At 33.5% G+C, this 21,982-nt stretch carries 23 protein-coding genes; 1 reads left to right on the top strand and 22 read right to left on the bottom strand.

The window, feature by feature from the left end:
* Positions 1 to 48 precede the first annotated feature (48 nt).
* The 10 genes from T537_RS0101145 to mtaB all read right to left on the bottom strand — a co-directional run bounded on the left by T537_RS0101145 (position 49) and on the right by mtaB (position 9,529).
* Complete coding sequence (locus T537_RS0101145; RefSeq protein ID WP_027437596.1) at positions 49 to 576, bottom strand: DUF8052 family protein; 528 nt, start codon at positions 574 to 576, stop codon at positions 49 to 51.
* Positions 577 to 602: 26 nt separating this feature from the next.
* A complete protein-coding gene (locus T537_RS0101140; protein WP_031555756.1) occupies positions 603 to 1,547 on the bottom strand; it encodes an RluA family pseudouridine synthase in 945 nt (314 codons plus the stop codon).
* Positions 1,548 to 1,561: 14 nt separating this feature from the next.
* Positions 1,562 to 2,062, bottom strand: a complete 501-nt coding sequence (lspA, locus tag T537_RS0101135) for a signal peptidase II (protein WP_031555754.1) — start codon at positions 2,060 to 2,062, stop codon at positions 1,562 to 1,564.
* A gap of 23 nt (positions 2,063 to 2,085) precedes the next feature.
* Positions 2,086 to 3,180, bottom strand: coding sequence for a 3-dehydroquinate synthase (aroB, locus tag T537_RS0101130; RefSeq protein ID WP_031555751.1), 1,095 nt, complete (start codon positions 3,178 to 3,180; stop codon positions 2,086 to 2,088).
* 71 nt (positions 3,181 to 3,251) lie between these two features.
* Positions 3,252 to 3,809, bottom strand: a complete 558-nt coding sequence (locus T537_RS0101125) for a cell division protein SepF (protein WP_027437600.1) — start codon at positions 3,807 to 3,809, stop codon at positions 3,252 to 3,254.
* A gap of 58 nt (positions 3,810 to 3,867) precedes the next feature.
* A complete protein-coding gene (locus T537_RS0101120) occupies positions 3,868 to 4,560 on the bottom strand; it encodes a YggS family pyridoxal phosphate-dependent enzyme (RefSeq protein ID WP_027437601.1) in 693 nt (230 codons plus the stop codon).
* A 62-nt stretch (positions 4,561 to 4,622) separates the two neighbouring features.
* Positions 4,623 to 6,047 carry a biotin/lipoyl attachment domain-containing protein gene (locus T537_RS0101115; protein WP_027437602.1) on the bottom strand — a complete coding sequence of 475 codons (1,425 nt, stop codon included), beginning with the start codon at positions 6,045 to 6,047 and terminating at the stop codon, positions 4,623 to 4,625.
* A gap of 21 nt (positions 6,048 to 6,068) precedes the next feature.
* Complete coding sequence (gene coaBC, locus T537_RS0101110) at positions 6,069 to 7,265, bottom strand: bifunctional phosphopantothenoylcysteine decarboxylase/phosphopantothenate--cysteine ligase CoaBC (protein WP_031555749.1); 1,197 nt, start codon at positions 7,263 to 7,265, stop codon at positions 6,069 to 6,071.
* 18 nt (positions 7,266 to 7,283) lie between these two features.
* The gene (locus T537_RS0101105) at positions 7,284 to 8,069 is read right to left on the bottom strand and encodes a type III pantothenate kinase (RefSeq protein WP_027437604.1); all 786 of its coding nucleotides are present in this window, start codon (positions 8,067 to 8,069) and stop codon (positions 7,284 to 7,286) included.
* A gap of 41 nt (positions 8,070 to 8,110) precedes the next feature.
* Positions 8,111 to 9,529 carry a tRNA (N(6)-L-threonylcarbamoyladenosine(37)-C(2))-methylthiotransferase MtaB gene (gene mtaB, locus T537_RS0101100; protein ID WP_027437605.1) on the bottom strand — a complete coding sequence of 473 codons (1,419 nt, stop codon included), beginning with the start codon at positions 9,527 to 9,529 and terminating at the stop codon, positions 8,111 to 8,113.
* A 107-nt stretch (positions 9,530 to 9,636) separates the two neighbouring features.
* Between mtaB and T537_RS0101095 the strand changes: the two genes are divergently transcribed.
* Entirely contained in the window at positions 9,637 to 9,870 is a 234-nt protein-coding gene (locus tag T537_RS0101095; protein WP_027437606.1) for an HPr family phosphocarrier protein, read from the top strand.
* 278 nt (positions 9,871 to 10,148) lie between these two features.
* Here T537_RS0101095 and thiI read toward each other — a convergent pair whose 3' ends face one another.
* The 12 genes from thiI to T537_RS0101035 all read right to left on the bottom strand — a co-directional run bounded on the left by thiI (position 10,149) and on the right by T537_RS0101035 (position 21,838).
* Positions 10,149 to 11,330, bottom strand: a complete 1,182-nt coding sequence (gene thiI / locus T537_RS0101090; protein WP_027437607.1) for a tRNA uracil 4-sulfurtransferase ThiI — start codon at positions 11,328 to 11,330, stop codon at positions 10,149 to 10,151.
* A 44-nt stretch (positions 11,331 to 11,374) separates the two neighbouring features.
* Entirely contained in the window at positions 11,375 to 12,532 is a 1,158-nt protein-coding gene (locus tag T537_RS0101085) for a cysteine desulfurase family protein (protein ID WP_031555743.1), read from the bottom strand.
* A 30-nt stretch (positions 12,533 to 12,562) separates the two neighbouring features.
* A complete protein-coding gene (locus T537_RS0101080; RefSeq protein WP_031555740.1) occupies positions 12,563 to 13,306 on the bottom strand; it encodes an RsmE family RNA methyltransferase in 744 nt (247 codons plus the stop codon).
* Positions 13,307 to 13,322: 16 nt separating this feature from the next.
* On the bottom strand, positions 13,323 to 14,282 hold the full coding sequence (gene prmA, locus T537_RS0101075) for a 50S ribosomal protein L11 methyltransferase (RefSeq protein WP_027437610.1): 960 nt from the start codon (positions 14,280 to 14,282) through the stop codon (positions 13,323 to 13,325).
* A 159-nt stretch (positions 14,283 to 14,441) separates the two neighbouring features.
* Positions 14,442 to 15,827 (bottom strand): aminopeptidase, encoded by a 1,386-nt coding sequence (locus T537_RS0101070; RefSeq protein WP_031555737.1) that lies wholly within the window; start codon positions 15,825 to 15,827, stop codon positions 14,442 to 14,444.
* Between the two features lie 206 nt (positions 15,828 to 16,033).
* Positions 16,034 to 17,236, bottom strand: a complete 1,203-nt coding sequence (locus T537_RS12265) for a hypothetical protein (RefSeq protein WP_051637128.1) — start codon at positions 17,234 to 17,236, stop codon at positions 16,034 to 16,036.
* Positions 17,237 to 17,381: 145 nt separating this feature from the next.
* A complete protein-coding gene (locus T537_RS0101060; RefSeq protein WP_031555723.1) occupies positions 17,382 to 17,708 on the bottom strand; it encodes a hypothetical protein in 327 nt (108 codons plus the stop codon).
* Positions 17,709 to 17,737: 29 nt separating this feature from the next.
* Positions 17,738 to 18,649 (bottom strand): N-acetylmuramoyl-L-alanine amidase, encoded by a 912-nt coding sequence (locus T537_RS0101055; RefSeq protein WP_197018728.1) that lies wholly within the window; start codon positions 18,647 to 18,649, stop codon positions 17,738 to 17,740.
* A gap of 103 nt (positions 18,650 to 18,752) precedes the next feature.
* Positions 18,753 to 19,676, bottom strand: a complete 924-nt coding sequence (locus T537_RS0101050; protein WP_027437614.1) for a SufB/SufD family protein — start codon at positions 19,674 to 19,676, stop codon at positions 18,753 to 18,755.
* Positions 19,676 to 20,413, bottom strand: a complete 738-nt coding sequence (locus tag T537_RS0101045; RefSeq protein ID WP_027437615.1) for an ABC transporter ATP-binding protein — start codon at positions 20,411 to 20,413, stop codon at positions 19,676 to 19,678. The genes T537_RS0101050 and T537_RS0101045 overlap by 1 nt, the downstream gene beginning before the upstream one ends.
* 32 nt (positions 20,414 to 20,445) lie before the next feature.
* Positions 20,446 to 21,057 carry an SMC-Scp complex subunit ScpB gene (scpB, locus tag T537_RS0101040; RefSeq protein ID WP_034210248.1) on the bottom strand — a complete coding sequence of 204 codons (612 nt, stop codon included), beginning with the start codon at positions 21,055 to 21,057 and terminating at the stop codon, positions 20,446 to 20,448.
* Between the two features lie 4 nt (positions 21,058 to 21,061).
* The gene (locus tag T537_RS0101035) at positions 21,062 to 21,838 is read right to left on the bottom strand and encodes a segregation and condensation protein A (protein WP_027437617.1); all 777 of its coding nucleotides are present in this window, start codon (positions 21,836 to 21,838) and stop codon (positions 21,062 to 21,064) included.
* Between the last annotated feature and the right edge of the window lie 144 nt (positions 21,839 to 21,982).

Here is a 21,982-nt window from a genome sequence, read left to right as displayed (position 1 = left end):
AATTACCCCCTTTATTATTCATTTAATATAATAATTATAGCATTTTACCTAAGAGATAGGCAACAACTCCCTAAGAAAATTTCCAATTTTTGCTCCATTTTTATTAACTGTAAGTTCCCCAGTACTTGGAGTTATAACAGCAATTCTAATATCCACAAAGCCTCTAGCTCCAAATAAATAATTCTTATGATAGTTGCTCTTCTTAATAAGGGATTCTACCTCATAAGTTATAGGTTCCTTTGTAATTATGATAAATGAAATATAAGAACACATGTGGTTTTTAGCAGGGAATCTCTTGTCTCCCCTTACAAAATGGGGCTCAATATTATCAATTGTCCATTTGTAAAGTTCGTTAAATTTATCTGCATCAAGGCGATCACAATTTATAAAAAATAAGTGTTCAAATGCGTTAGATTCCCATAATTTAGCCATATTAGCACTCTCAAATTTTTCATTTGATTTGTTATTATAGGCATAAACTACAAATTTACGATCCTTAAAATGATAGTTATGATAAATATCAAAGCTATCTGAAATACTATTTAAAATCAAATCAATATAATCTCTACGTCTCATACTATCTCCTCTAGAATAAAAAAGAATTATTTGTCTTTTTTACTTCTTAAAATTTCCAAAAGATTTTTAAAATATTCTGGCAATTCAGCGCTAAATTCCATATATTCTTTAGTCCTTGGATGAATAAATCCAAAAACTCCTGCATGTAATGTTTGACCTGTTAAATTAAAGTTTGATTTTGCCTTACAATAAACTTCATCCCCAAGAAGAGGATGTCCAATACTTGCCATATGAACTCTAATCTGATGTGTTCTACCTGTTTCTAGCTGGCACTCAATAAAGGCGTATTTTCCTAAGTTTTCAAGGACTTTATAATGGGTTACAGCCCTTTTACCATTCTTTTTATCTATAGCCATCTTCTTTCTATCGTTAGGATTTCTGCCAATTGGAGCATCAACAACCCCCTCTTCTTCCTTAAACTGATTATAACAAATAGCATAATACTTTCTTGTAATAGAATGAACGGCTAACTGCTCTGCTATAAAATTATGGGCCACATCATTTTTACAAGCAATAATTACACCTGTTGTATCTCTGTCAATTCTATGAACAATACCTGGGCGCATAACACCGTTAATACCTGATAAATTGTCCCTACAGTGATACATTAAAGCATTAACTAATGTATCATCAATATGTCCAGGGGCTGGATGTACAACCATTCCCTTTGGCTTATTTATTAAGATAACGTCATCATCCTCATAAACAATATCAAGAGGAATATCTTTAGGTAAAATCTCAGGTACAATAAGTTCTGGAATAGTCACATTAATTGTTTCCTTTCCAGTTAACTTATAATTAGCCTTAACCACTTTACCATCCACTAACACATTCCCATTATCTATTTCTTTTTGAACCCTTGAACGGGAATAATCTTCTAATTCCTCAGAAATGTATTTATCAATTCTAATTCCCTTATCTTCAATATCCACTTCAAGAACAATATTTGCTTTCTTTCCTTCTTGTAACATTAAAACCTCACTATTTAGTTCTTCTTCTTTAGATTTAAAAATTCAAAATCCTCATCCTTATATACAAAAAATATAAGAATAATTAGGACAATTACTGAACATGTAACAAATATATCAGCCACATTAAATACTGGGAAATCAATCAATTCAAAATAAAGAAAATCCCTAACATAGCCAAATCTGATTCTATCGATAAAATTACCAATAGCACCGCTTACTAAGACAGTTAATGTCCAAAACAATAAATTATATTTTTTATCTTCTGGGAGTCTAATTATTACATAAGTTACAATTGCAATAATTAGACATGTTATAACAACAAACAAACTAATCTTACCGCTTAAAACTCCCCAAGCAGCACCCTGATTTCTAATGCAATAAAGCTTAAAAACTCCAGGGATAATGCTTAAACCTTCGTAGCTTAATTTAGCTTCTGTAATTACCTTAGTAATCTGATCAATTTGAGTTAAAATAACACATGCCAAAATATAATATATAATTCTTCTCTTTTTCATTTTTTCATTCCTCCAAGCAAGCACTAAATTAAAACAGTCTTTAATGCTGCTTTCATTTCCTCTTCTGATACAGTTTTATCTATTGTTGCATCACCAATACTATTTAAGCGGATAAATTTAATTTTACCAGCATCAGCCTTCTTATCAGATTTAGATACACGAATAACGTCATCTATTGAAAAGCTAGGATTTTCAACAGTTAAATTAAAGCCATAAGACTTAAAGACATTAAGGGCATCTTCGTATTCCTTAACCGTTATATTTCCTCTATTTAGGTCAATTTTAAGGGCTGCAATCATACCAAAAACTACACATTCTCCATGGTAGCACTTAAAGTCAAGTAGTTTTTCAATAGCATGACCTAATGTATGTCCATAATTTAGTAGAGCTCTGTCTCCCTTTTCCTTAGGATCTTTTTCAACAACATCCCTTTTAATATTGCAGCTAGTATAAATCATCTGCTCTAGGGCATCATCATCTAATTCATTGATTTTCTGGTAGGATTCTTTAAGCCATTCATAGTAGTCCTTATCTTTAATTAGGCCATGCTTAATAATTTCACCAAAGCCAGAATTAAATAATCTCTTAGATAAGGTCTTTAGGCAAGCTATATTCATATAAACTAATTTAGGCATATAAAAAGCCCCAACCATATTCTTATATCCTCTAAAATCCACTCCAGTCTTTCCGCCAATACTTGAATCAACCTGAGCTAAAAGTGATGTAGGAATCTGAATAAAATCAATACCTCTTAAATATGTTGCTGCTGTATAACCAGTAAGGTCACCTACAACGCCACCACCAAGGGCAGCAAGCACGTCATTTCTATCAAAGGAATTCTTGATAAGAAATTCATAAATATCCTGTACCGTATTTAATTCTTTATATTTTTCTCCAGCAGGAAATGTATAAACAAAACAACTATTTCCTGTTTTTTCCAATTCTTCCTTAACCTGCTGTGAATAAATTTTACCTACGTTACTATCAGTTACAATACAGATTTTTCTTCCTGTCTTACCAAGCTTATTAAATTCATCCTTTAACTTAGAAAAATCCTTTTCAATAACAATATCATAACAAGGCTTTCCCTCATATCTTACATTAACACACTTACTCATACTTCCTCCACAAAACACATTTACTAAAAAAGCCATCTAAACAAACTTATGCTTAGATGGCAAAAATACTATTAAATTTGACCAATTTCAGTCTTAGATTTAACACCAGTTAAATCGATTCCGCCACCAACTAATTCAGGAATATCACCTGAAATATCTACGTTAGGAGGTGTTACAAGGAAGATAAAATTAGTAATCTTCTGTAAATTACCTCTAATAGCATATGTTGAACCAGCAGAATAATCAATAATTCTTTGAGCAATTTCCACATGAATGCCTTCTAAATTAAGTACAACAGCTTTACCATAAAGTAATGTATCTGTAATTTCCTTAGCATCTTCCATTGACTGTGGTTTAATCACAACAACCTCTAATTCCTTAGGAATCTGAGTCTTAATAGGAACGATCTTATTTCGTGAATTTGACTTACTCTTCTTATCTAAATCAAAAGAAACATCATCTTCTTTTTTATTCTTAAATAAAGAATTTCTTGTCTTAGAACTTTCCTCATCTTCTTCATATCCTGGCTCAAAATCTTCAATTTCTTCTTCTTCGTAATCATCGTAATCTTCAAAATCATCATCTTCTGAGAATTTGAACATATTTGAAATCTTATCTAATGCTCCCATTTTTCTTCTCCTTATAATCCAAATCGTTTACCATAACCTTGATAAATTTAAGAATAAATTATCGATTATAGTTTCTTTCTCCAAATATTGCTGTACCGACTCTAACGTGAGTTGCACCTTCTTCAATGGCAATCTCAAAATCGTTGGTCATACCCATTGATAACACACTCATACTAACATTATGTATGTTTTTACCATTGATGTCAACTAATAATTCTTTTAGTTTTTTAAAAATAGGTCTATTTTCTTCAGAATTCATTACATAAGGTGCACTTGTCATAAGTCCTTTTATTACAATATTAGGAAAAGTAGCGATCTCACAAACCGCGTCTTCTACCTCTTCTACTTTAAAACCAAATTTGTTTTCCTCTAAGCCAACATTAACCTCAAGTAAAATTTCTACAATAACATTTTTCTTTACTGCTTCATCACTAATAGCCTTAGCAAGTCTAATAGAATCAACGGAATGTATCATGGAAACTTTGCCAACTACATATTTAACTTTATTTCTTTGTAGATGGCCAATCATATGCCAATTAATATCCTCTGGTAATTCTTCCATTTTTGTATGAAGTTCCTGGACATAATTTTCCCCAAATTCTCTTACTCCATTATCATACAAAGTCTGAATCATTTCATTTGGTTTAGTCTTACTAACAGCAATAAGTGTTACTTCACTTGGATCTCTATTAACCCTAGATGCTGCCTTTCTCACCCTCTCTTCTACTTCTTTGTAATTAGTTAATAACATATTAAGCCCTTCCTATATGTATTTTAAAAACATCATAAATGTTTTTATTTATTAATTATCGCCTAATAAATCAGCTGACCTTCACTATATTTTGAAGCATCCAAAACAATTCTATCATAAAGTTCAACACCCTTTGATACATTGTTCTTTAGTACAAAATATTCATCATTTTGTTTAAGAACTATTGCGACTTTAAATACTGTAAAGCCGGAATTTACGCAGTAAACACCTGGTAATTCAGACATTTTTATATCACTATAACTTTCCGTACTATTTGTCTTTAAAAGCGTAAAGTTCGTGCTTGGGAAAACATTAGGATCAACATAAACATAATCATCTCCCGTATCCTCCGTAGCAGCTGTATCTGTATAATAAATATCAGTACTAACAAAAGTTTCAACTAAATTATTCTTATCATAATATCTAATTAAAAAGCCCACATCAGAGCCACTATTTGTTAAATAAGACTTTGGTAGATAATAAAAATCCTTTCTTGTAATTGATGAAGCAGGAACTTTAATTCCTAATGAACTATCAACTACAATTTCAACATCAATAAATCTCTGTGTAGCATATCTAATCATATATTTTGAAAGCGACATTTTTCCATAGTATTTTCCGTTAACTTCAATTATTTCAAAATCACAATCGGTAGAAATTCCATCAGATTTAAAATTTAGTGTTACTCTATTAGTTCCATCTAAATTAAGTTTCTTAATCTGATTTTTACTTAATTCTACATAAAGATTCCAATTTTCACTTTCAATTAACTTAAAAGCATTATCTCCTGATGAAACCATTGAATTTGAAGTTACATTCTTTAATGTATTTTTTTGATACTTACTTTTATCAAAACTAACCTTAGATAAACCATCCTCATTAAAATTCTCATATCCATCTGTGTTATAAATAACAACACCTGATGCTGGTGAATTTATACAGTTAAAAAAGTTTGAATCCCCTGTACTTTCAATTAAAGAATCAAGGTTTGCCATAATATTCTCATTAATTGATGTTAATATAGAGGCATTTAAATCAGTCTTTAAATTATAAATTTCATTAAAAGAATCTGAGCTAAAATTTACCTTATACTTATTAAGTGTTTCCTTTAAAACCGCAAGTTCGTCACTATTTAAGGCATTGCTTATATCAGTCTTATAATTAGCTAAAAGGTCTGCAACCCTTCCTGTTTCATCAACAGAGCAAATAATATCGCCACTTGCCACCTTAGTTCCTTCTCTTTGGTAATAGTTTATATATCCAGAATAATCTGAATTATAAATCTTCTCATCTCTAATAGCTAGTGCTGTAAAAGTTTCACTATCATATAAACTACCTAAAGTCGTTTCATAGGTCTTAACTGCGCTTTTTGTATTATACAAAAAAACAAAACAGACGATGTAAACTAAAATCACAATAAATGTAGCGCATGTAATTAACCTTTCATGTCCACGTCTATATTTGATTACCTTTTTATTTTTAGCCATTTAGCCATCCACCTTTATTTGCTATCTATTTCTAACCTCTAATATTTTATCTAGAATTCTGTCTGCAACCTCTGTTTTACTTAGGATTGGAAGTTCTTCCACATCATCCTTAGTAATAAAAGTTACAACATTAGTATCTGTTCCAAAGCCAGCCCCAGAAACCTTTAGATTATTACATACTATCATATCTAGATTTTTCTTATCTAATTTTTTCCTAGAATTTTCTAATAAATTCTCTGTCTCCATTGAAAAACCACATAAAAATAGGCCATCTCTCTTATTCTTTCCAAGAGTTCCAATAATGTCATCTGTACGTTCAAGTGCAATTGACATATCATTATCACTTTTCTTTATCTTGTTATCAGAAACCATGCTTGGTCTGTAATCTGCAACAGCTGCAGCCTTTATAACAATGTCTGCATCCTTAGCACTATCCATTATTGCATCATACATATCCTTAGCACTAACTACATCTATAGTATCAACATAGTCCAATTTTTTCAAATTAACTTTTCCTGAAACTAAAGTAACATCTGCTCCTCTCATAGATGCAACCTCTGCTATTGCATATCCCATCTTGCCTGTAGAATTGTTGCTTATGTATCTTACAGGATCGATTTTCTCCCTTGTAGGACCTGCACTAACAACCACTTTCAAGCCCTTTAAATCCTTTTCTTTAGCTATTTCATATAAAATTGCATTAAGTAAAATCTCTTCTGATGGGAGTTTACCAATTCCCACATCATCACATGCAAGTCTTCCTGTTGCTGGTGTTATAAATTTAACTCCATGTCTCTTTAATTTTTCCATGTTCTCCTGAACAATTGAATTTAAATACATGTTAGTATTCATTGCTGGAGAAAAATAAATAGGACATCTGCAAGCAAGAAGGGTTGTTGTAAGCATATCATCTGCAATTCCATTAGCATATTTACCAATTACGTTAGCAGATGCTGGCGCAACCATAAAAATATCAGCTTTCTTAGCTAATGATACATGCTCAACATTAAACTGAAAATTTCTATCAAAAGTATCTACAATACACTTATTGCCTGTTAATGTTTCAAATGTTATTGGATTAATAAAATTTGTTGCATTCTTTGTCATAATAACATCAACATTAGCATGCTGTTTAACAAGCATACTTGCTAAATTTGCAATTTTATAAGCTGCTATACTCCCTGTTACTCCAAGTACAACATTTTTTCCTTTAAGCATATCTATTCTCCTTAAATCCTAATCTACATTTTTATCATAAATAACTTTAAGTCCCTTAATTAATAGTTCAGGATCCTCTAAAATCTTTTCTTCGCAATGTGGAATTACTACCTTAGCAAGACCACCAGTGGCAATAACCTTAGCCCTAGGCTTACCATTCTGTCCAAAACCAGCTTCTTTAACAATTCTTTTTACCATTCCATCTATGCAAGCTGCATTACCATAAACCAAGCCACTCTTCATACAATCTACTGTGTTTTTTCCAATAGCTTTTTCCGGTGCATCTAGAGAAATCTTTGGAAGCTGGGCTGTACGTGAAACTAAAGAATCATGAGACACTCTAATTCCTGGTAAAATTGCTCCACCGATATAATTAGATTTTTCATCAACTACACTAATTGTTGTTGCAGTTCCAAGATCAATAATAATTGCTGGTGCGCCATATTCATGAATTGCGCCAACTGCATCAACTATTAAATCGCTTCCCACCTGTCTTGGCTGATCCATAAGTATATTAAGACCTGTCTTAATTCCAGGTCCTACTATCATTGGAACAACGCCTACTGTCTTAATTACAGCTTCCTTTATAATATTTACAAGGGATGGAACAACTGATGAAATAATTGATCCCTTAATACTAGTTGGGTCGATTTTATACAATTCAAGTACTGTCTTAAAACTAATTGCATATTCAAGCTCAGTCTTTGAAAGGTCTGTTGAAACTCTTTCTTCAAAAATAACTCTTTCCTTATCAACGCATCCAATTACAATATTAGTGTTACCCATATCAATAGCAAGAATCATTCCTGCCTCATTTTTTCTAGTTTTCATAACTTCTCCTATTACTATTTTACTAACTTTCCAAGAACTGTTTCATTATCAGATAATAATTCCACAGGTCTAAAATTTACAATAGTATTTATAAGCGAATTCATTCCATTTATTATAGAATAATCCTTAAATTCATCTTTTTCAATAGCTACACGAATATAATTCTTAGTAAGTCCTGTATAATATTCTTTGCCATCAATTTCTACTAATTCCTCAATTAGTATATCACTTAACTCTGTATTTTTTACAAAATCTTTGCGATAGTTTATAGAATTAACCTTAGTCATAAGAAGAAGTGAATTACTTCTCTTATTCTTGTCCTTGCCGTTAATCTGGTTTGGCATTTTATCTGCAACTGTGCCCTTACGTCTAGAATACTTAAATACATGCATTTCATAGAAATTAACTTTTTTTAGGAATTCATAAGACTCGTAAAAATCCTCATCTGTTTCTCCAGGGAAACCAACAATAACATCTGTTGTAAGAGCTGGATTATCAAGGTATTTTCTAAGTCTTTGTACCCCATCCATAAATTCCTTAGTTGTATATTTCCTATTCATTGCCTTAAGAGTCTTATCACATCCACTTTGTAATGATAAATGGAAATGTGGGCAAAGCTTAGGTAATTTCTGTAATTCACTTGCAAATTCATCTGTGATTACTCTTGGCTCAAGAGAACTAAGTCTAATTCTTTCAATGCCATCAATTTCATGAATCGCCTTAATTACGTCAATTAGTCCTATATGTTTTTTATTATTGTCTCCTTCAAGATAGTCATCACTCTTTAATCCTTGGTCGTTTTTTTTCACAAAATCCAAACCATAGGATGTTATATGAATACCTGTAAGTACGATTTCTTTAAAGCCCTTTGCTGCTAATTTCTTTACTTCTTCAACTATATCTGAAATTTCTCTACTTCTTATTCTTCCTCTAACATAAGGAATTATGCAATAAGAACAAAATTGATTACAACCATCCTGAACCTTAATATAGGCTCTAGTATGCTCAGATACTGTATCTATTGATAAATTTTCGTAATTTTGATCCTTATTAATTTCGCCCATAAAAACATTACATGAGCTGTCATTATAGTAAGCTTCAAGTGCCTCTACAACGCTAAATTTTCTATTATTGCCAATTACAATATCAACACATTCATCTGCTATTACACCAGCACTATCAGATTCAACATAACATCCGCAGGCAATTACTACTGCGTCCTTATTCATCTTCTTTGCTTTATGAAGCATCTGTCTTGATTTTCTATCTGCAATATTAGTTACAGAACATGTATTAATTACGTAAACGTCAGCCATCACATCATCCTTAAAAGGGACAATCTCATAACCAGCTTTTATAAATAATTGCTCCATTGATTCTGTCTCATATGAGTTAACCTTACATCCAAGGCTATGTAATGCAACTTTCTTCACAATAAACCTCTTTCTTATACTAACATTTCATTTTTTATAATACTGTTGACAGTGACTTTTTAAATGGCTAGAATAAATATATAAAAAATATTGTAGGAGGTAGTCCATTGAAAACAGTACAGATTTCATTAAATTCAATCGATAAAGTAAAGTCATTTGTTAATGATATAACAAAATTTGACGTGGACTTTGATCTTGTATCAGGAAGATATGTTATAGATGCTAAGTCAATCATGGGTATTTTCTCACTTGACCTTTCTAAGCCAATTGATTTAAACATCCATGCTGAGAATGACATCGAAACAATTCTTTCAGTTTTAAAGCCATATATCGTTGAATAATAATTTATTAAAGCCCCAGCCCTTAAAAAGGCAGGGGCTTTTTTTATTAACATCGCGCAGCGCGACGCTACATAATAACTAGTTTCGCTAGTTATTACAAGTGGGGGAACATCAGCCATTAGATGTGCTTCGCACAAAGTCGCAACCACTTCGTGCTTACGACAAATGACGCTAGGTCGTAACTTACTTTGTAAGTTACGACAGAGGGAACATCAGCCATTAGATTCGCTTCGCGAAGGGCTGACGCTACATAATAACTAGCTTCGCTAGTTATTACATTATTCACATACAATGCGCTCTACTGTGCTCATTGCTCTTTCATACATTTCATCAATTACTTCATCAAGATTGTGTTCGTGCTTCTTAATTACACTTAAATTTGGTTTTGTAACTGGATGTTTTGCAACGAAAATTGTACAGCAATCTTCAAAAGGTAAAATTGATGTTTCATAAGTTCCGATTTTTTCAGAAATATCTATAATATCCTGCTTATCAAAGGCAATAACTGGGCGGAATACTGGTAATGTACATACTTCGTTAGTACATGTAAGGCTGGCCATTGTCTGAGAAGCAACCTGACCAATTGATTCACCAGTTACTAAGCCGTTACAACCACTCTGCTTTGCTAAGTCTTCTGAAATTCTCATCATTAAACGTCTCATAATAATTGTTAATTCATCATGTGGACATTTTTCATAAATAGCTAACTGAATTTCTGTAAAGTCTACTACATTAAGTGTAATAGGACCTGCATACTTAGAAACGATTTTAGCAAGATCAACAACCTTTTGCTTAGCACGTTCTGATGTATATGGAGGTGCATGGAAATATGTTGCTTCAATTTCAACACCACGCTTAGCTACCATATATGCAGCTACAGGGCTATCAATACCACCTGATAAAAGAACCATTGCCTTACCAGCTGTACCAATTGGCATACCACCAGGTCCTGGGATTTCAATTGAGTAAATATTAATAATTTCTCTAATTTCAACCTGAACTAAAACCTCTGGATTGTGTACATCTACCTTTGTTTCAGGGAATGCATTAAGAATAGCCTCGCCTAAATCCATGTTGATTTCCATTGAATTCTTAGGATAATTCTTTCTTGCACGACGAGCTTCTACCTTAAATGTAAAATTCTTATCTGCATATGCCTTATCAATATATTCAACTACGTGAGCAGCTAAATCTTCAAATCCATTATCCTCAATTTGAACTACTGGGCAGATTCCATGAATACCAAATACTCTCTTTAATGCTTCAATTGTCTCATCATAATCGTAGTTTTCAGATAAGACCTTAGCATAAACTCTACCCTGTCTTTTAATAACATCAAATTCACCCTCTACATTCTTTAGGGCGTGCTTAATCTGTCTAACTAAAGCGTCTTCAAAAAGGTATCTATTCTTACCCTTAACGCCAATTTCACCATACTTAATTAAAAAAGCCTTGTACATATTATTTCCTTTCTTTACTGTATCTTTGCAAACACTTCTAACAATTATCTACGAATAAATCTTCTTAATTGAGGAACTAATGTATTTAATACCTCAAGTGTATAATCTATTTCTTCTTTGCTAGTTCCATAGTTAAAGCTAAATCTTATTGTTGAATCTAATAAGTCATTTGGAAGGCCAATAGCAACTAAAGTATTGCTAAGTCCTGGCTTATTAGATGAACAAGCAGAACCTGAAGAAACATAGATTTCCTTTTCTTCTAGGGCATGAAGAAGCACTTCGGCTCTAACATTTTTAAAGCTTGCAGAAACTATTTGAGGAGCTGATAAATCGCCTTTTTTGCTATTTATCTTAACATCTTCAATCTTAGTTAAGCCATCTATTAAATAATCCTTAATTTCATAAAGATGATTAATTTTTTCATCAAAATACTCGTTATAAATAAGCTCTACAGCCTTACCAAGGCCTGCAATTGCTGGAACATTTTCTGTGCCTGAACGCATTCCCTTTTGCTGTCCACCGCCATAAATAATCGGCTTAATTCTTGTCTTATCCTTTATAAATAAAAATCCTGATCCCTTAGGTCCATGAATTTTATGTCCACTTACGGATAAAAGGTCGATTCCAAGTTTTTTTGGATAAATTTTATATTTACCATAGGACTGAATTGCATCTACATGATAAATAATATCAGGATTATATTCCTTAACAATACGTCCGATTTCTTCAATTGGTTCAACAGCTCCAATTTCATTGTTAACATGCATGCAGCTAACTAGAATTGTCTCATCATCTAGAGCATCCTTTAAGGCCTCTAACTCTACAATACCCTCTGAATTAACAGGAAGATAAGTTACCCTAAAGCCTTCTCTTTCAAGGAAATTAAAAGGCTCCTTTACTGAGGCATGTTCTACAGATGATACAATTACATGATTGCCCTTACGCTTATTAGCCATAGCAGTTCCTATAATTGCTGTATTATTAGATTCTGTACCTCCTGATGTAAAAAGAATCTCTTTATCTAATACCTTAAGGCTTTTAGCAATAATGCTTGCTGCCTCTTTAACATATTTTTCACCATCTACACCTTTCATATGCTTAGATGAAGGATTACCGAAATTCACCTGCATGGCTTCAATCATAATCTTAACAACTTCATCAGCAGTACGTGTAGTTGCTGAATTATCTAAGTAGCATTCCATTTTTCACACTCCAAACTAACTACCAAACTATTATTCTTCAAAATTATACATTAAAACGCTCATTAACATTAAACCAGCTGTTTCAGTTCTTAGAATTCTCTTACCAAGAGTAACTATTTCACAACCAGCTTCCATAGCCATATCTAGCTCATCTCTATCAAAGCCACCTTCCGGCCCGATAAAAATACCAACCTTATCTCCTGGCTTAATTGAATTTACCACATCTTTTGTATGGGTCATGCCATCTGCACACTCATATGGCAAAATTAGCTTATCAAGTTTACCAGCTTCCTTTAATGCATCCTTAAAGTCAAGAACGTTATAAACCTCTGGTATAATACTTCTCTTACTTTGTTTAGCCGCACTAAGAGAGATATCATTCCAACGTTTAATTTTATTGTCTGCCTTCTTTTTGTCAAGCTTAACAATACATCTTTTCATGGCTACAGGGTAAAAACCCTTCATACCAAGTTCAACACATTTTTGAATAATAAGTTCCATCTTATCTTGCTTAGGTAGGCCTTGAAATAGATAAACCTCTATAGGTAATTCGTTAGTTTTTTCTTTTTTCTCTTTAATGCTTACTCTTACAAGATCATCTGATAAACTATCTATAAGGCAGCTATAATCAATATTATCGCCTGTGCTAATTAATACTTCGTCACCTATTTTTAAACGAAGAACGTTCTTAATATGATTAACATCGCCACCAACTATATTAATATAGCCTTCTTCTTCAAAAGTATTCTCATGTTCTGCAAAAAAATGATACATAATCTACACCTATTCCTTAATTAGCTCTTCTAGCTGTAACATTAACCCATTCACCATCATGGTTTACTTCTACAATTTCAAGATGAGGATTAGCCTTAAATGCAGTAACAACCTCTTCTTCCTTCATATCAATAATACCTGATGTAATAAAATAAGCCCCAACTTTCATATGTTCATGAATACATGTTGAAAGAGGTTCAAGAACATCAGCTAATATGTTAGCGCAGACAATGTCGTATTTTTCATATCCGCAAGCGTCCTTAATAGCCTTATCATCAATAATATTACCCTCAATTACTTCTAACTGTTCATGGGAAATATCATTCTGATCAGCATTCTCATGACTTGCAATAATAGCATTAGGATCAAGGTCTGTACCAAATGCATGACCAGCGCCATACTTTAGAGCAACCACTGATAAAATACCACTACCACAACCTACATCAAGAACCTCATCTCCTGGCTTAACATACTTTTGAAGCTGTCTAATAACAAGACGAGTTGTTTCATGGGAACCTGTACCAAAGGCAGTTCCTGGATCAATTGAAAGGATTGGATGGCCCTTCATTTCCTCAGTTACTTCTTCCCATGTTGGTTTAATATAAAGATCACCTATGTTAAATGTATGCCAGTACTGCTTCCAGTTGTTAATCCAGTCCTTATCCTCTGTTTCAGATTCTGTAATTGTACCTTCACCAATATTACAAAAAATTCTAAGACCTTCAATTTCTTCCTTAACCTTATCAAGAATTGTATGGTCATCTTCATCTGAATCTAAATAAAAATTAACAACAGCGCTTCCATCGTCCTCTGGCAAATCTGGAATAAAATCAACAAACATTGATTTAGCCTCTTCCTGTGTTAATTGAACATTGTCACAGATTTCGATTCCTTCAATGCCAAGTTCTGATAACGAAGCACTAATTAAATCAACTGCCTCAGTTGTAGTCTTTATTGAATATTTATTCCACTTCATAGCGTATCTCCTTTTTATTTTTAAATTTTACCTATATGTGATTTAAAACTAATTTTTTACTATCTACACAAAATAACAAGCCCTAATTATTCTAAATCAGGGCTTGTTGTAATTAAGCTATCTAATTTTAACCTAAAAGTGTAGTTATATCAAGTAATTTTAGGCATCCTTTAAGAATGCTTCGTAGCACTTAAGTGCTTCCCAAAGGTCAGCCTTAGAAATAATTTCATGAGGAGCATGCATATTAAGAACTGCAATACCACTATCAATTACATTCATATCAAGGTTAGCTAAGATGTAAGCGATTGTTCCGCCGCCACCTGCATCTACCTTACCAAGTTCTGCTGTCTGGAAGTTAACCTTGTTATCATCACAGATTTTTCTTACCTTAGCAACATACTCTGCTGAAGCATCGTTAGAACCTGACTTACCACGAGCACCTGTGTATTTATTAAATACAACACCACGTCCAAAGAATGCTGAATTTTTCTTATCAAATACTGATGCATAGTTTGGATCAAATGCAGCTGATACATCTGAGCTTAACATAAATGAGTTAGCAAGTGCTCTTCTAAGCTTAAGATCTGAATAATCACCGCATCTATCCATAAGTTCTGCAACCATATTTTCAAAGAACTTAGACTGCATACCTGTTGCACCAACAGAACCGATTTCTTCCTTATCAACTAAGATACAAACACCAGTCTTCTTTAACTTCTTAGAATTAAGAAGTGCAATAAGTGATGGGTAAGAGCAAGACTTATCATCATGACCATAACCCATAATCATTGACTTATCAAAGCCGTAGTCTCTAGCAGGACCTGCAGGAACCATTGTAAGTTCAGCTGAAAGGAAGTCCTCTTCTTCAATGCCGTACTTTTCCTTAAGGATTGCAAGGATATTCTTCTTAACTAATTCCTTCTCATCATCCTTACCCTCAGCTGGCATGCTACCAACTAAGACATCAAGGGCTTCACCTTCTACAACCTTGCTACCCTTCTTCTCCATCTGCTCAGCAGCTAAATGAATAAGTAAGTCAGATACACCAAGTACAGGGTCTGTTGGGTCTTCACCAAATGTTACATCAACAACTGAACCATCCTTTAATGCAACTACACCGTGAAGTGCAAGAGGTGTAGCAACCCACTGATACTTCTTAACACCACCATAGTAGTGTGTATCAAGTAATACTAAATCTGTATCTTCATATAATGGATTCTGCTTAATATCAAGTCTAGGTGAATCAATATGAGCACCTAAAATATTCATACCATTCTCAATTGGCTCTTCACCAATATTAAAAAGAACGATAGCCTTCTTCATATTAACAGCGTATACCTTATCGCCAGCCTTAAGTGTCTTGCCAGCCTTAATAACTTCATTTAAATCTTCATAACCTGCAGCCTTAGCAAGCTTAACAGATTCTTCTACGCATTCTCTTTCAGTCTTAGCTTTACTAATAAACTGTCTGTAATCTTCTGCAAAATCAAAAACAGCTGTCTTAGTCTTCTCATCATAAGTTTTCCAAGCGTTAGCTCTTTCCATAATCAATTTCCTCCTGTAAAAGTACAAACCCTTGCGAGTTTAAAATGTGTTTTGAAACGTTTCTAATTTAAAGTATTAAAACATATTAGAAACAATAGTCATTTTAAAATCATGACATTAACAAGTTTACTATCAGGATTGATTATTGTAAAGTTCGTCCGCATTAAATTTCTCTTAATTTATGAAAAATTTTCATCAAAAACCTATCATAAAACCAAATCTACATGACTAATTGTGCCGGCAGCCCCCGTACTTTCCTTTAAATAGACACCAGTTTTCTTAATTTCTGCATTTAGATTGTTAGTTGCATCCTTTAAACTAAACTGAAAATTAGCACTATCTAGATAAATTGCTCCAACATCTGCAGATTTTAAATCAATAAGCTGGTCATTTCCTTCATCATCCTTTGTCCAGACCTTTAGCTTATTAAATATAGAATCATTCTCATCAATCCAGCCATTGCCATCTTCATCATAGGCTGCTAAATCCTTAAAACCATCCCCGGATTTAGTTCCAAAAAGCTCAGAACCATCATTAATAACTCCATCATTGTTTTTATCAAAAGCTAAAAAGCCAGAGCCTTTTCCTGCAAAAGATATATTTTCCTCCTTACCATCCATATCAAGATCAAAGAAAAACTTCTGGTCAGAAACGCTAGTAATATTGCTATCTAAGTTAATTACAAGAGGGTCCATCTTTATATAGTCCTTAACCTCTAGCATATTAGTCTCTGCCATAAAAGCTCTAGACATGCTAACCTCAAGATTAAAATCAATACTTCTTCCATCTGCTGTCACAACTTTTCCAACACTAGCAAAACTGCTAGCTTCATGTTCTGATACAAAACCTGTACTAGCTGTGATTTTCTGCCAGGCAGTGCCATTACTTAGCCCTATATTAGAGGAAGGACTAGAAACTAAACTTGTAGCTAAAGAAGATTCGTTAAAATTACTAGAACTTAGGGAAAAAGCTGCTGTCACATTTTCATTAGAATTTCCCATGGAAGTTCCTTCCTTTCTAACATTTTCAAGATTACGCATAATATTCCCACTTACTTTTTTACCCGCAAGGGCTGCTAAAATCTCCTTAATCATCTTAATCTTAATATCTAGCTCATCGCTAATCTGATACTGATTAGAATTTTTGTTAGCCTTATAAATTCTAGACAAATCCATAAGGTTTCTTGCTTCATTTTCCTCACGCTGTTTCTTTTGATTCTCTTTTTCTTGTTTTTGGTAACTTAGCATGGCTTCCTTCATGGTCATGCCCTTAGATTCTTTTGATAAGTCAAGAATAGCAATTACTGCTCCTTTAGATGCTGCAACATCCATACTCACAGATTCCTTAAACTTATAGGAACTTTCTTCATGTGTTGTAGCAAAGGAAATATTACTTGTTTCAACCTTCATAACGGACTCCTTTCCGTAAACCAGGGTAAATCCATTTACCCAATAAAAAAGTTTCTAGAAAAGCCTAATAAGACTAATCTAGAAACTATATCGACAGGCTTTAATAAAAACTTTAGCCCTAAATTATATTTTTTTCGTTTTTTTATCACTTCTTATATTTCTTCGTAATCACAATACTATATACTGCCATCATCACAATGGTTTCAAACATAACTCCAACCATGGACAGTATTATAAAGGGATTATTCTGTCCCATTAAAAGTGGAATGCCAAGTAAATTAAATACCAAACCGTAAGCTATAAATAATAATCCTGTGGCTCTATTATAGCCTTTTACATCCTTAACCTCAAAAGGCTTTGAGTTAGCCCAAAAAGCTGCCGGTTTTTTTGAAAATATATCTATTATTCCTAACAACACAATTCCAAAACCTATTATTATCCAAATGCTAAATCCAAAAACCGCCCCACTCATAATTATATCTCCTTTTTTCATAAATTATTTTACATTCCAAAATAAGCATCTATTCCATTTGCGATACCATCCACTATTTTATTCTGATAACTGTCTGTGGACATTAAACTATCCTCTGCCTGATTAGTCATATAGCCCATCTCAACTATAGTTACAGGAACTTGACACCAGTTTATTCCGCTCATGGTATCTGTTTCCCAAACATATTCTTTTCTACATCCAGTAGCAGCAACCAATTCCTCTAACACATTTGTTGAAAGTGACTTGCTTTGGGAATAAAGATAAGCATTATATGGATTAGAACTTGTCTGGCAAATTGTCATAGCACCACTTACGCTAGAATCAGAAGAACCATTTGCATGAATTCTAATAAAAGCATCGGCATTCGCTTCATTTGCTATAGCTGCACGCTCACTATTACTAATATTCACCTCATTAGTCGTTCTAACCATTATAACCTTATAGCCCCTAGATTCTAGCTCGGCTTGAAGCTTTAGCGCCACTGATAGATTAAGTTCATATTCATAAAGGCCTGTATAAACTCCCCTAGTTCCGCCAGTAACCTTAGCTTTTGTAGTGCCAGCTCCTGGACCTACTGGCTCTTGACTAGAATCCCCCTGGGTTTGATGTCCTGCATCAATTACCACAAGATAAGAGTTATCTTTACTTGTCTGTGTAAGGCTTGCCTCATCAGTTTCATCTGTCTCTACAGTTTTTTCTGCATACTCAATTTCATCTGCTTCTACAGTTTCATCTGCTTCTACAGTTTCATCTGATACTACAGTTTCATCTGCCTCTACAGTTTCTTCCACCGCTTTTACTTGTGTGTTAGCTTTCTTATCGGATTTTTTTGTAAAAATTTTACCACAACCCGAAAAAACTAAAACGCATAGCAAAAGTAACCATACTAACTTAATTCCTAACTTAATTCCCCTACTCATAAAATAAGTCTCCCCCCCATGTCTTATTTTTACAAAAATAATAGCGGTAAAGAAATGATGTTATTCCCACAACCCGCTGGCTGTGGGCACCTCTATTAACTTTCTATCTTAAGAAACCAGCAACAATCTGTTCTTCAGCCTCTTCCTCTGTAAGGCCTAGTGTCATAAGCTTTGTAAGCTGATCTCCTGCAATTTTTCCAATAGCAGCTTCATGAACCAATGCAGCATCTACATTCTTAGCATCAAGCTTTGGAATTGCAAGTACATGTGCATTACCCATTATAATTGAATCACAAGCAGCATGACCATGACATGCGCAATTTCCCTCAATTGTGACTTCAAAAATCTGTTCCGAATCATCCTTAGCTACAGTACGTGAAATAACATCAGTAGATGCGCCTTCTCCATTAAGAATTACCTTGTAATCTGATGTTGCTTTCTGATTTCCATGAGTCATTAAAGCTTCATGAACAATAAGTGTAGCACCACTTTTAAGTTCAGCATAATTAGTACGAACTGTTGAGTCAACACCCTTTACCTGAACCATTTCCATTTCAACGTAACTTCCCTCTTCCTGATAAACAGTTGTTACAGGATTAAGAATACGTTCACCCTTGCCATCGCCTTCGCCATAATGTTTTTCAACATACTTAACTCTAGCATTTTTCTCTACATGGAATGTATGAATTCCATCATGCTGTGAATCCTGATCACCACAGTTAGAAATACCGCAACCAGCAACAATAGTTACATCTGCGCCCTCTCCAACATAAAAATCATTATAAACCATATCCTTTAAGCCACTCTCTGTTAAAACTACAGGAATATGAACGCTTTCTCCCTTAGTGCCTGGCTTAATAATAATATCAATTCCTGGCTTGTCTTCTTTAGTTACAATATCAATATTAGCTGTAGTGTTTCTTGCAGCACTTTTTCCATTAGCACGAATATTATAAGCACCCTGAGGAATACTATCTAAATTGGCAACCTCATGTAAAATATTTTTCTGAATAGCATTAATCTCCATTAGTTGTTACCTCCTAATTTATTACAAGCAATACTAGCTGCACCTGTTCCAAGAAGTTCTGGTAAAATTTCTTCCTTAGGACCCTTTTTCTTAACCTTACCATCTTCAATAACAACAATCTCATCAGCTATGTTTAAAATACGTTCCTGATGGGAAATAACAATAATTGTACCCTTTATTTCCTGTCTCATATTTTCAAAAACCTTTATAAGGTTTTGGAAGCTCCATAAATCAATTCCAGCTTCTGGTTCATCAAAAATAGAAAGCTTTGTACCCCTTGCAAGTACTGTTGCAATTTCAATTCTCTTTAATTCTCCACCTGAAAGTGATGAATTAACTTCACGATTAATATAATCCTTAGCACATAAGCCAACCTTTGATAGGTACTCGCAAGCCTCTATTGTTGTAATTTTTTTACCTGCAGCAAGTCTAAGTAAATCCACAACTCTAATTCCCTTAAAATGCACTGGTGCCTGGAAGGCAAAACTAACGCCACGCTTTGCTCTTTCTGTAATATTAAGGCCTACTAAATCTTCTCCATCTAATAAGATCTGACCAGATGTTGCCTTATTAACACCCATAATAAGCTTAGCAAGTGTAGACTTACCACCGCCATTAGGTCCAGTAATTACAATAAATTTTCCATCTTCAACTGTTAAATCCAGGCCATTTATAATCTCTTTAGTTGCGTCTTTTTCATCTTCAACCTGGTATGTAAGATTCTTAATTTCTAGCATAAACACTCCTAACCATACATTGTGTATGTAAATTAAATATTCAAAGTTAATTGTTCATCACCTGAATCAATTTCATTAGCAAAATCTTCATTGGCAATTTCAAGCTCTGCCTCTTCTTTATACTGTTCCACCATATCCTCTGAAATAGCTGGAAGTTCCTCAATTGAAGAAACACCAAAGCTTCTTAAGAAGTCCTCAGTTGTACCAAAAAGCATTGGACGACCTGGTGCATCAAGTCTACCTACTTCTTTAATTAAATTAAGCTCTACAAGCTTACTAACACTGTGGTCTGAGTTAACTCCTCTGATTTTTTCTATTTCTATCTTAGTAATTGGTTGTTTATAAGCAACAATTGACAATGTCTCAAGGGCCGCATCTGTAAGAGTGTACTTACGAGGCTGTGAGCAAACCTTAATTAAGTTGTCATAATATTCCTGCTTTGTGCAAAGCTGAAATTTTCCATCAAGCTCAATAATACGAATTCCTCTATCCTCGGCTTCGTACTTGTCCATCATATTATGAATAAGCTTAATTGTTGTTTCTACATCATGTTCAATGGCAAGTGCTAATGAATCTGCTGACACTGAATCACCCATAGTAAACAAAACCGCTTCAATAACAGCTTCTGACTGTTCTATCGTCATCAATTTAGTCCTCCTCTATATCCTCGATTAAATCAGGATCATTAATTACTTTTATAAAAATATCATCTTGTGCACTTGCCTGAGTTACAGTCACAAAACCTGTCTTTATAAGTTCAAGAATAACTAAAAAAGTAACAATTACAGCAACTTTTGACGAATTAGCATCTAGTAATTCTCTAAAGCTAAACTCACTATAATTTTTCATATAGGCTTTTATATCAACAAGTTTTTCACTCATTGAAACCTCTTCTTTTTCGATTTTTCCAAACTTACTTCTAACAGGATCAATCTTGTCCTCTTTACGACGAAGCACATCATTAAAAATAGCATTTAACTTAGTTAAATCCAAGTCTTTTACAACCTCATCCAAATTAATTGGTGGTGTATATTCTTTAACTTCTTTAGGAATATTTTCCTTTCTGTAATAAAGTCTATTAGCATCAAGTTGTCTATCCTTTAGCTCCATTGCCATAGCCTTATATAGCTTGTATTCAAGCAGTTTTTCAACCAATTCTTTTCTTGGATCTTCTTCCTCTCCCTCTTCATTAACTTCACGTGGAAGAAGCATCTTAGCCTTAATATCAAGAAGGGTAGCAGCCATAACAAGGAATTCCGAAACCACGTCTAAGTCCTCGTCCTTTAGAGCATCCACATACTCCATGTACTGCTCAGTAATCATAGAAATCGGAATATCATAAATATTAACTTTATTCTTATCTATTAAGTGAAGTAAAAGGTCAAGTGGTCCTTCAAACACCTGTAATTTTACTCTTATACTCATAATTCTAACAAAAAAGTGATTGTATCACTTCCATCCTTTCACAATTAATATCGCTTCTACACAACCCTTTTATTTTAACGAAAATAGCCAATTATTGCAAGATTAAGAAATTTCGCTATAATGAATAATATAATTATATTTATG

The organism is Lachnospira multipara LB2003, from assembly GCF_000702205.1.
GTDB lineage: Bacteria > Bacillota > Clostridia > Lachnospirales > Lachnospiraceae > Lachnospira > Lachnospira multipara_A.
Note: the sequence above shows the minus strand (reverse complement) of the source record. Positions and strands in the feature narration are given on the sequence as shown.

What these genes read in the sequence shown, in the direction of transcription:
- T537_RS0101145 (WP_027437596.1), bottom strand. Translation starts at nt 576, where the DNA reads ATGAGACGTAGAGATTATATTGATTTGATTTTAAATAGTATTTCAGAT.
- T537_RS0101055 (WP_197018728.1), bottom strand. Translation starts at nt 18,649, where the DNA reads ATGAGTAGGGGAATTAAGTTAGGAATTAAGTTAGTATGGTTACTTTTG.
- T537_RS0101115 (WP_027437602.1), bottom strand. Translation starts at nt 6,047, where the DNA reads ATGGCTAAAAATAAAAAGGTAATCAAATATAGACGTGGACATGAAAGG.
- T537_RS0101060 (WP_031555723.1), bottom strand. Translation starts at nt 17,708, where the DNA reads ATGAGTGGGGCGGTTTTTGGATTTAGCATTTGGATAATAATAGGTTTT.
- coaBC (WP_031555749.1), bottom strand. Translation starts at nt 7,265, where the DNA reads ATGCTTAAAGGAAAAAATGTTGTACTTGGAGTAACAGGGAGTATAGCA.
- T537_RS0101080 (WP_031555740.1), bottom strand. Translation starts at nt 13,306, where the DNA reads ATGTATCATTTTTTTGCAGAACATGAGAATACTTTTGAAGAAGAAGGC.
- T537_RS0101070 (WP_031555737.1), bottom strand. Translation starts at nt 15,827, where the DNA reads ATGGAAAGAGCTAACGCTTGGAAAACTTATGATGAGAAGACTAAGACA.
- T537_RS0101085 (WP_031555743.1), bottom strand. Translation starts at nt 12,532, where the DNA reads ATGGAATGCTACTTAGATAATTCAGCAACTACACGTACTGCTGATGAA.
- T537_RS0101035 (WP_027437617.1), bottom strand. Translation starts at nt 21,838, where the DNA reads ATGAGTATAAGAGTAAAATTACAGGTGTTTGAAGGACCACTTGACCTT.
- prmA (WP_027437610.1), bottom strand. Translation starts at nt 14,282, where the DNA reads ATGAAGTGGAATAAATATTCAATAAAGACTACAACTGAGGCAGTTGAT.
- T537_RS12265 (WP_051637128.1), bottom strand. Translation starts at nt 17,236, where the DNA reads ATGAAGGTTGAAACAAGTAATATTTCCTTTGCTACAACACATGAAGAA.
- T537_RS0101050 (WP_027437614.1), bottom strand. Translation starts at nt 19,676, where the DNA reads ATGGAGATTAATGCTATTCAGAAAAATATTTTACATGAGGTTGCCAAT.
- lspA (WP_031555754.1), bottom strand. Translation starts at nt 2,062, where the DNA reads ATGAAAAAGAGAAGAATTATATATTATATTTTGGCATGTGTTATTTTA.
- scpB (WP_034210248.1), bottom strand. Translation starts at nt 21,057, where the DNA reads ATGACGATAGAACAGTCAGAAGCTGTTATTGAAGCGGTTTTGTTTACT.
- T537_RS0101120 (WP_027437601.1), bottom strand. Translation starts at nt 4,560, where the DNA reads ATGTTATTAACTAATTACAAAGAAGTAGAAGAGAGGGTGAGAAAGGCA.
- aroB (WP_031555751.1), bottom strand. Translation starts at nt 3,180, where the DNA reads ATGAGTAAGTGTGTTAATGTAAGATATGAGGGAAAGCCTTGTTATGAT.
- T537_RS0101105 (WP_027437604.1), bottom strand. Translation starts at nt 8,069, where the DNA reads ATGATTCTTGCTATTGATATGGGTAACACTAATATTGTAATTGGATGC.
- T537_RS0101045 (WP_027437615.1), bottom strand. Translation starts at nt 20,413, where the DNA reads ATGCTAGAAATTAAGAATCTTACATACCAGGTTGAAGATGAAAAAGAC.
- T537_RS0101140 (WP_031555756.1), bottom strand. Translation starts at nt 1,547, where the DNA reads ATGTTACAAGAAGGAAAGAAAGCAAATATTGTTCTTGAAGTGGATATT.
- T537_RS0101125 (WP_027437600.1), bottom strand. Translation starts at nt 3,809, where the DNA reads ATGGGAGCATTAGATAAGATTTCAAATATGTTCAAATTCTCAGAAGAT.
- thiI (WP_027437607.1), bottom strand. Translation starts at nt 11,330, where the DNA reads ATGTACAAGGCTTTTTTAATTAAGTATGGTGAAATTGGCGTTAAGGGT.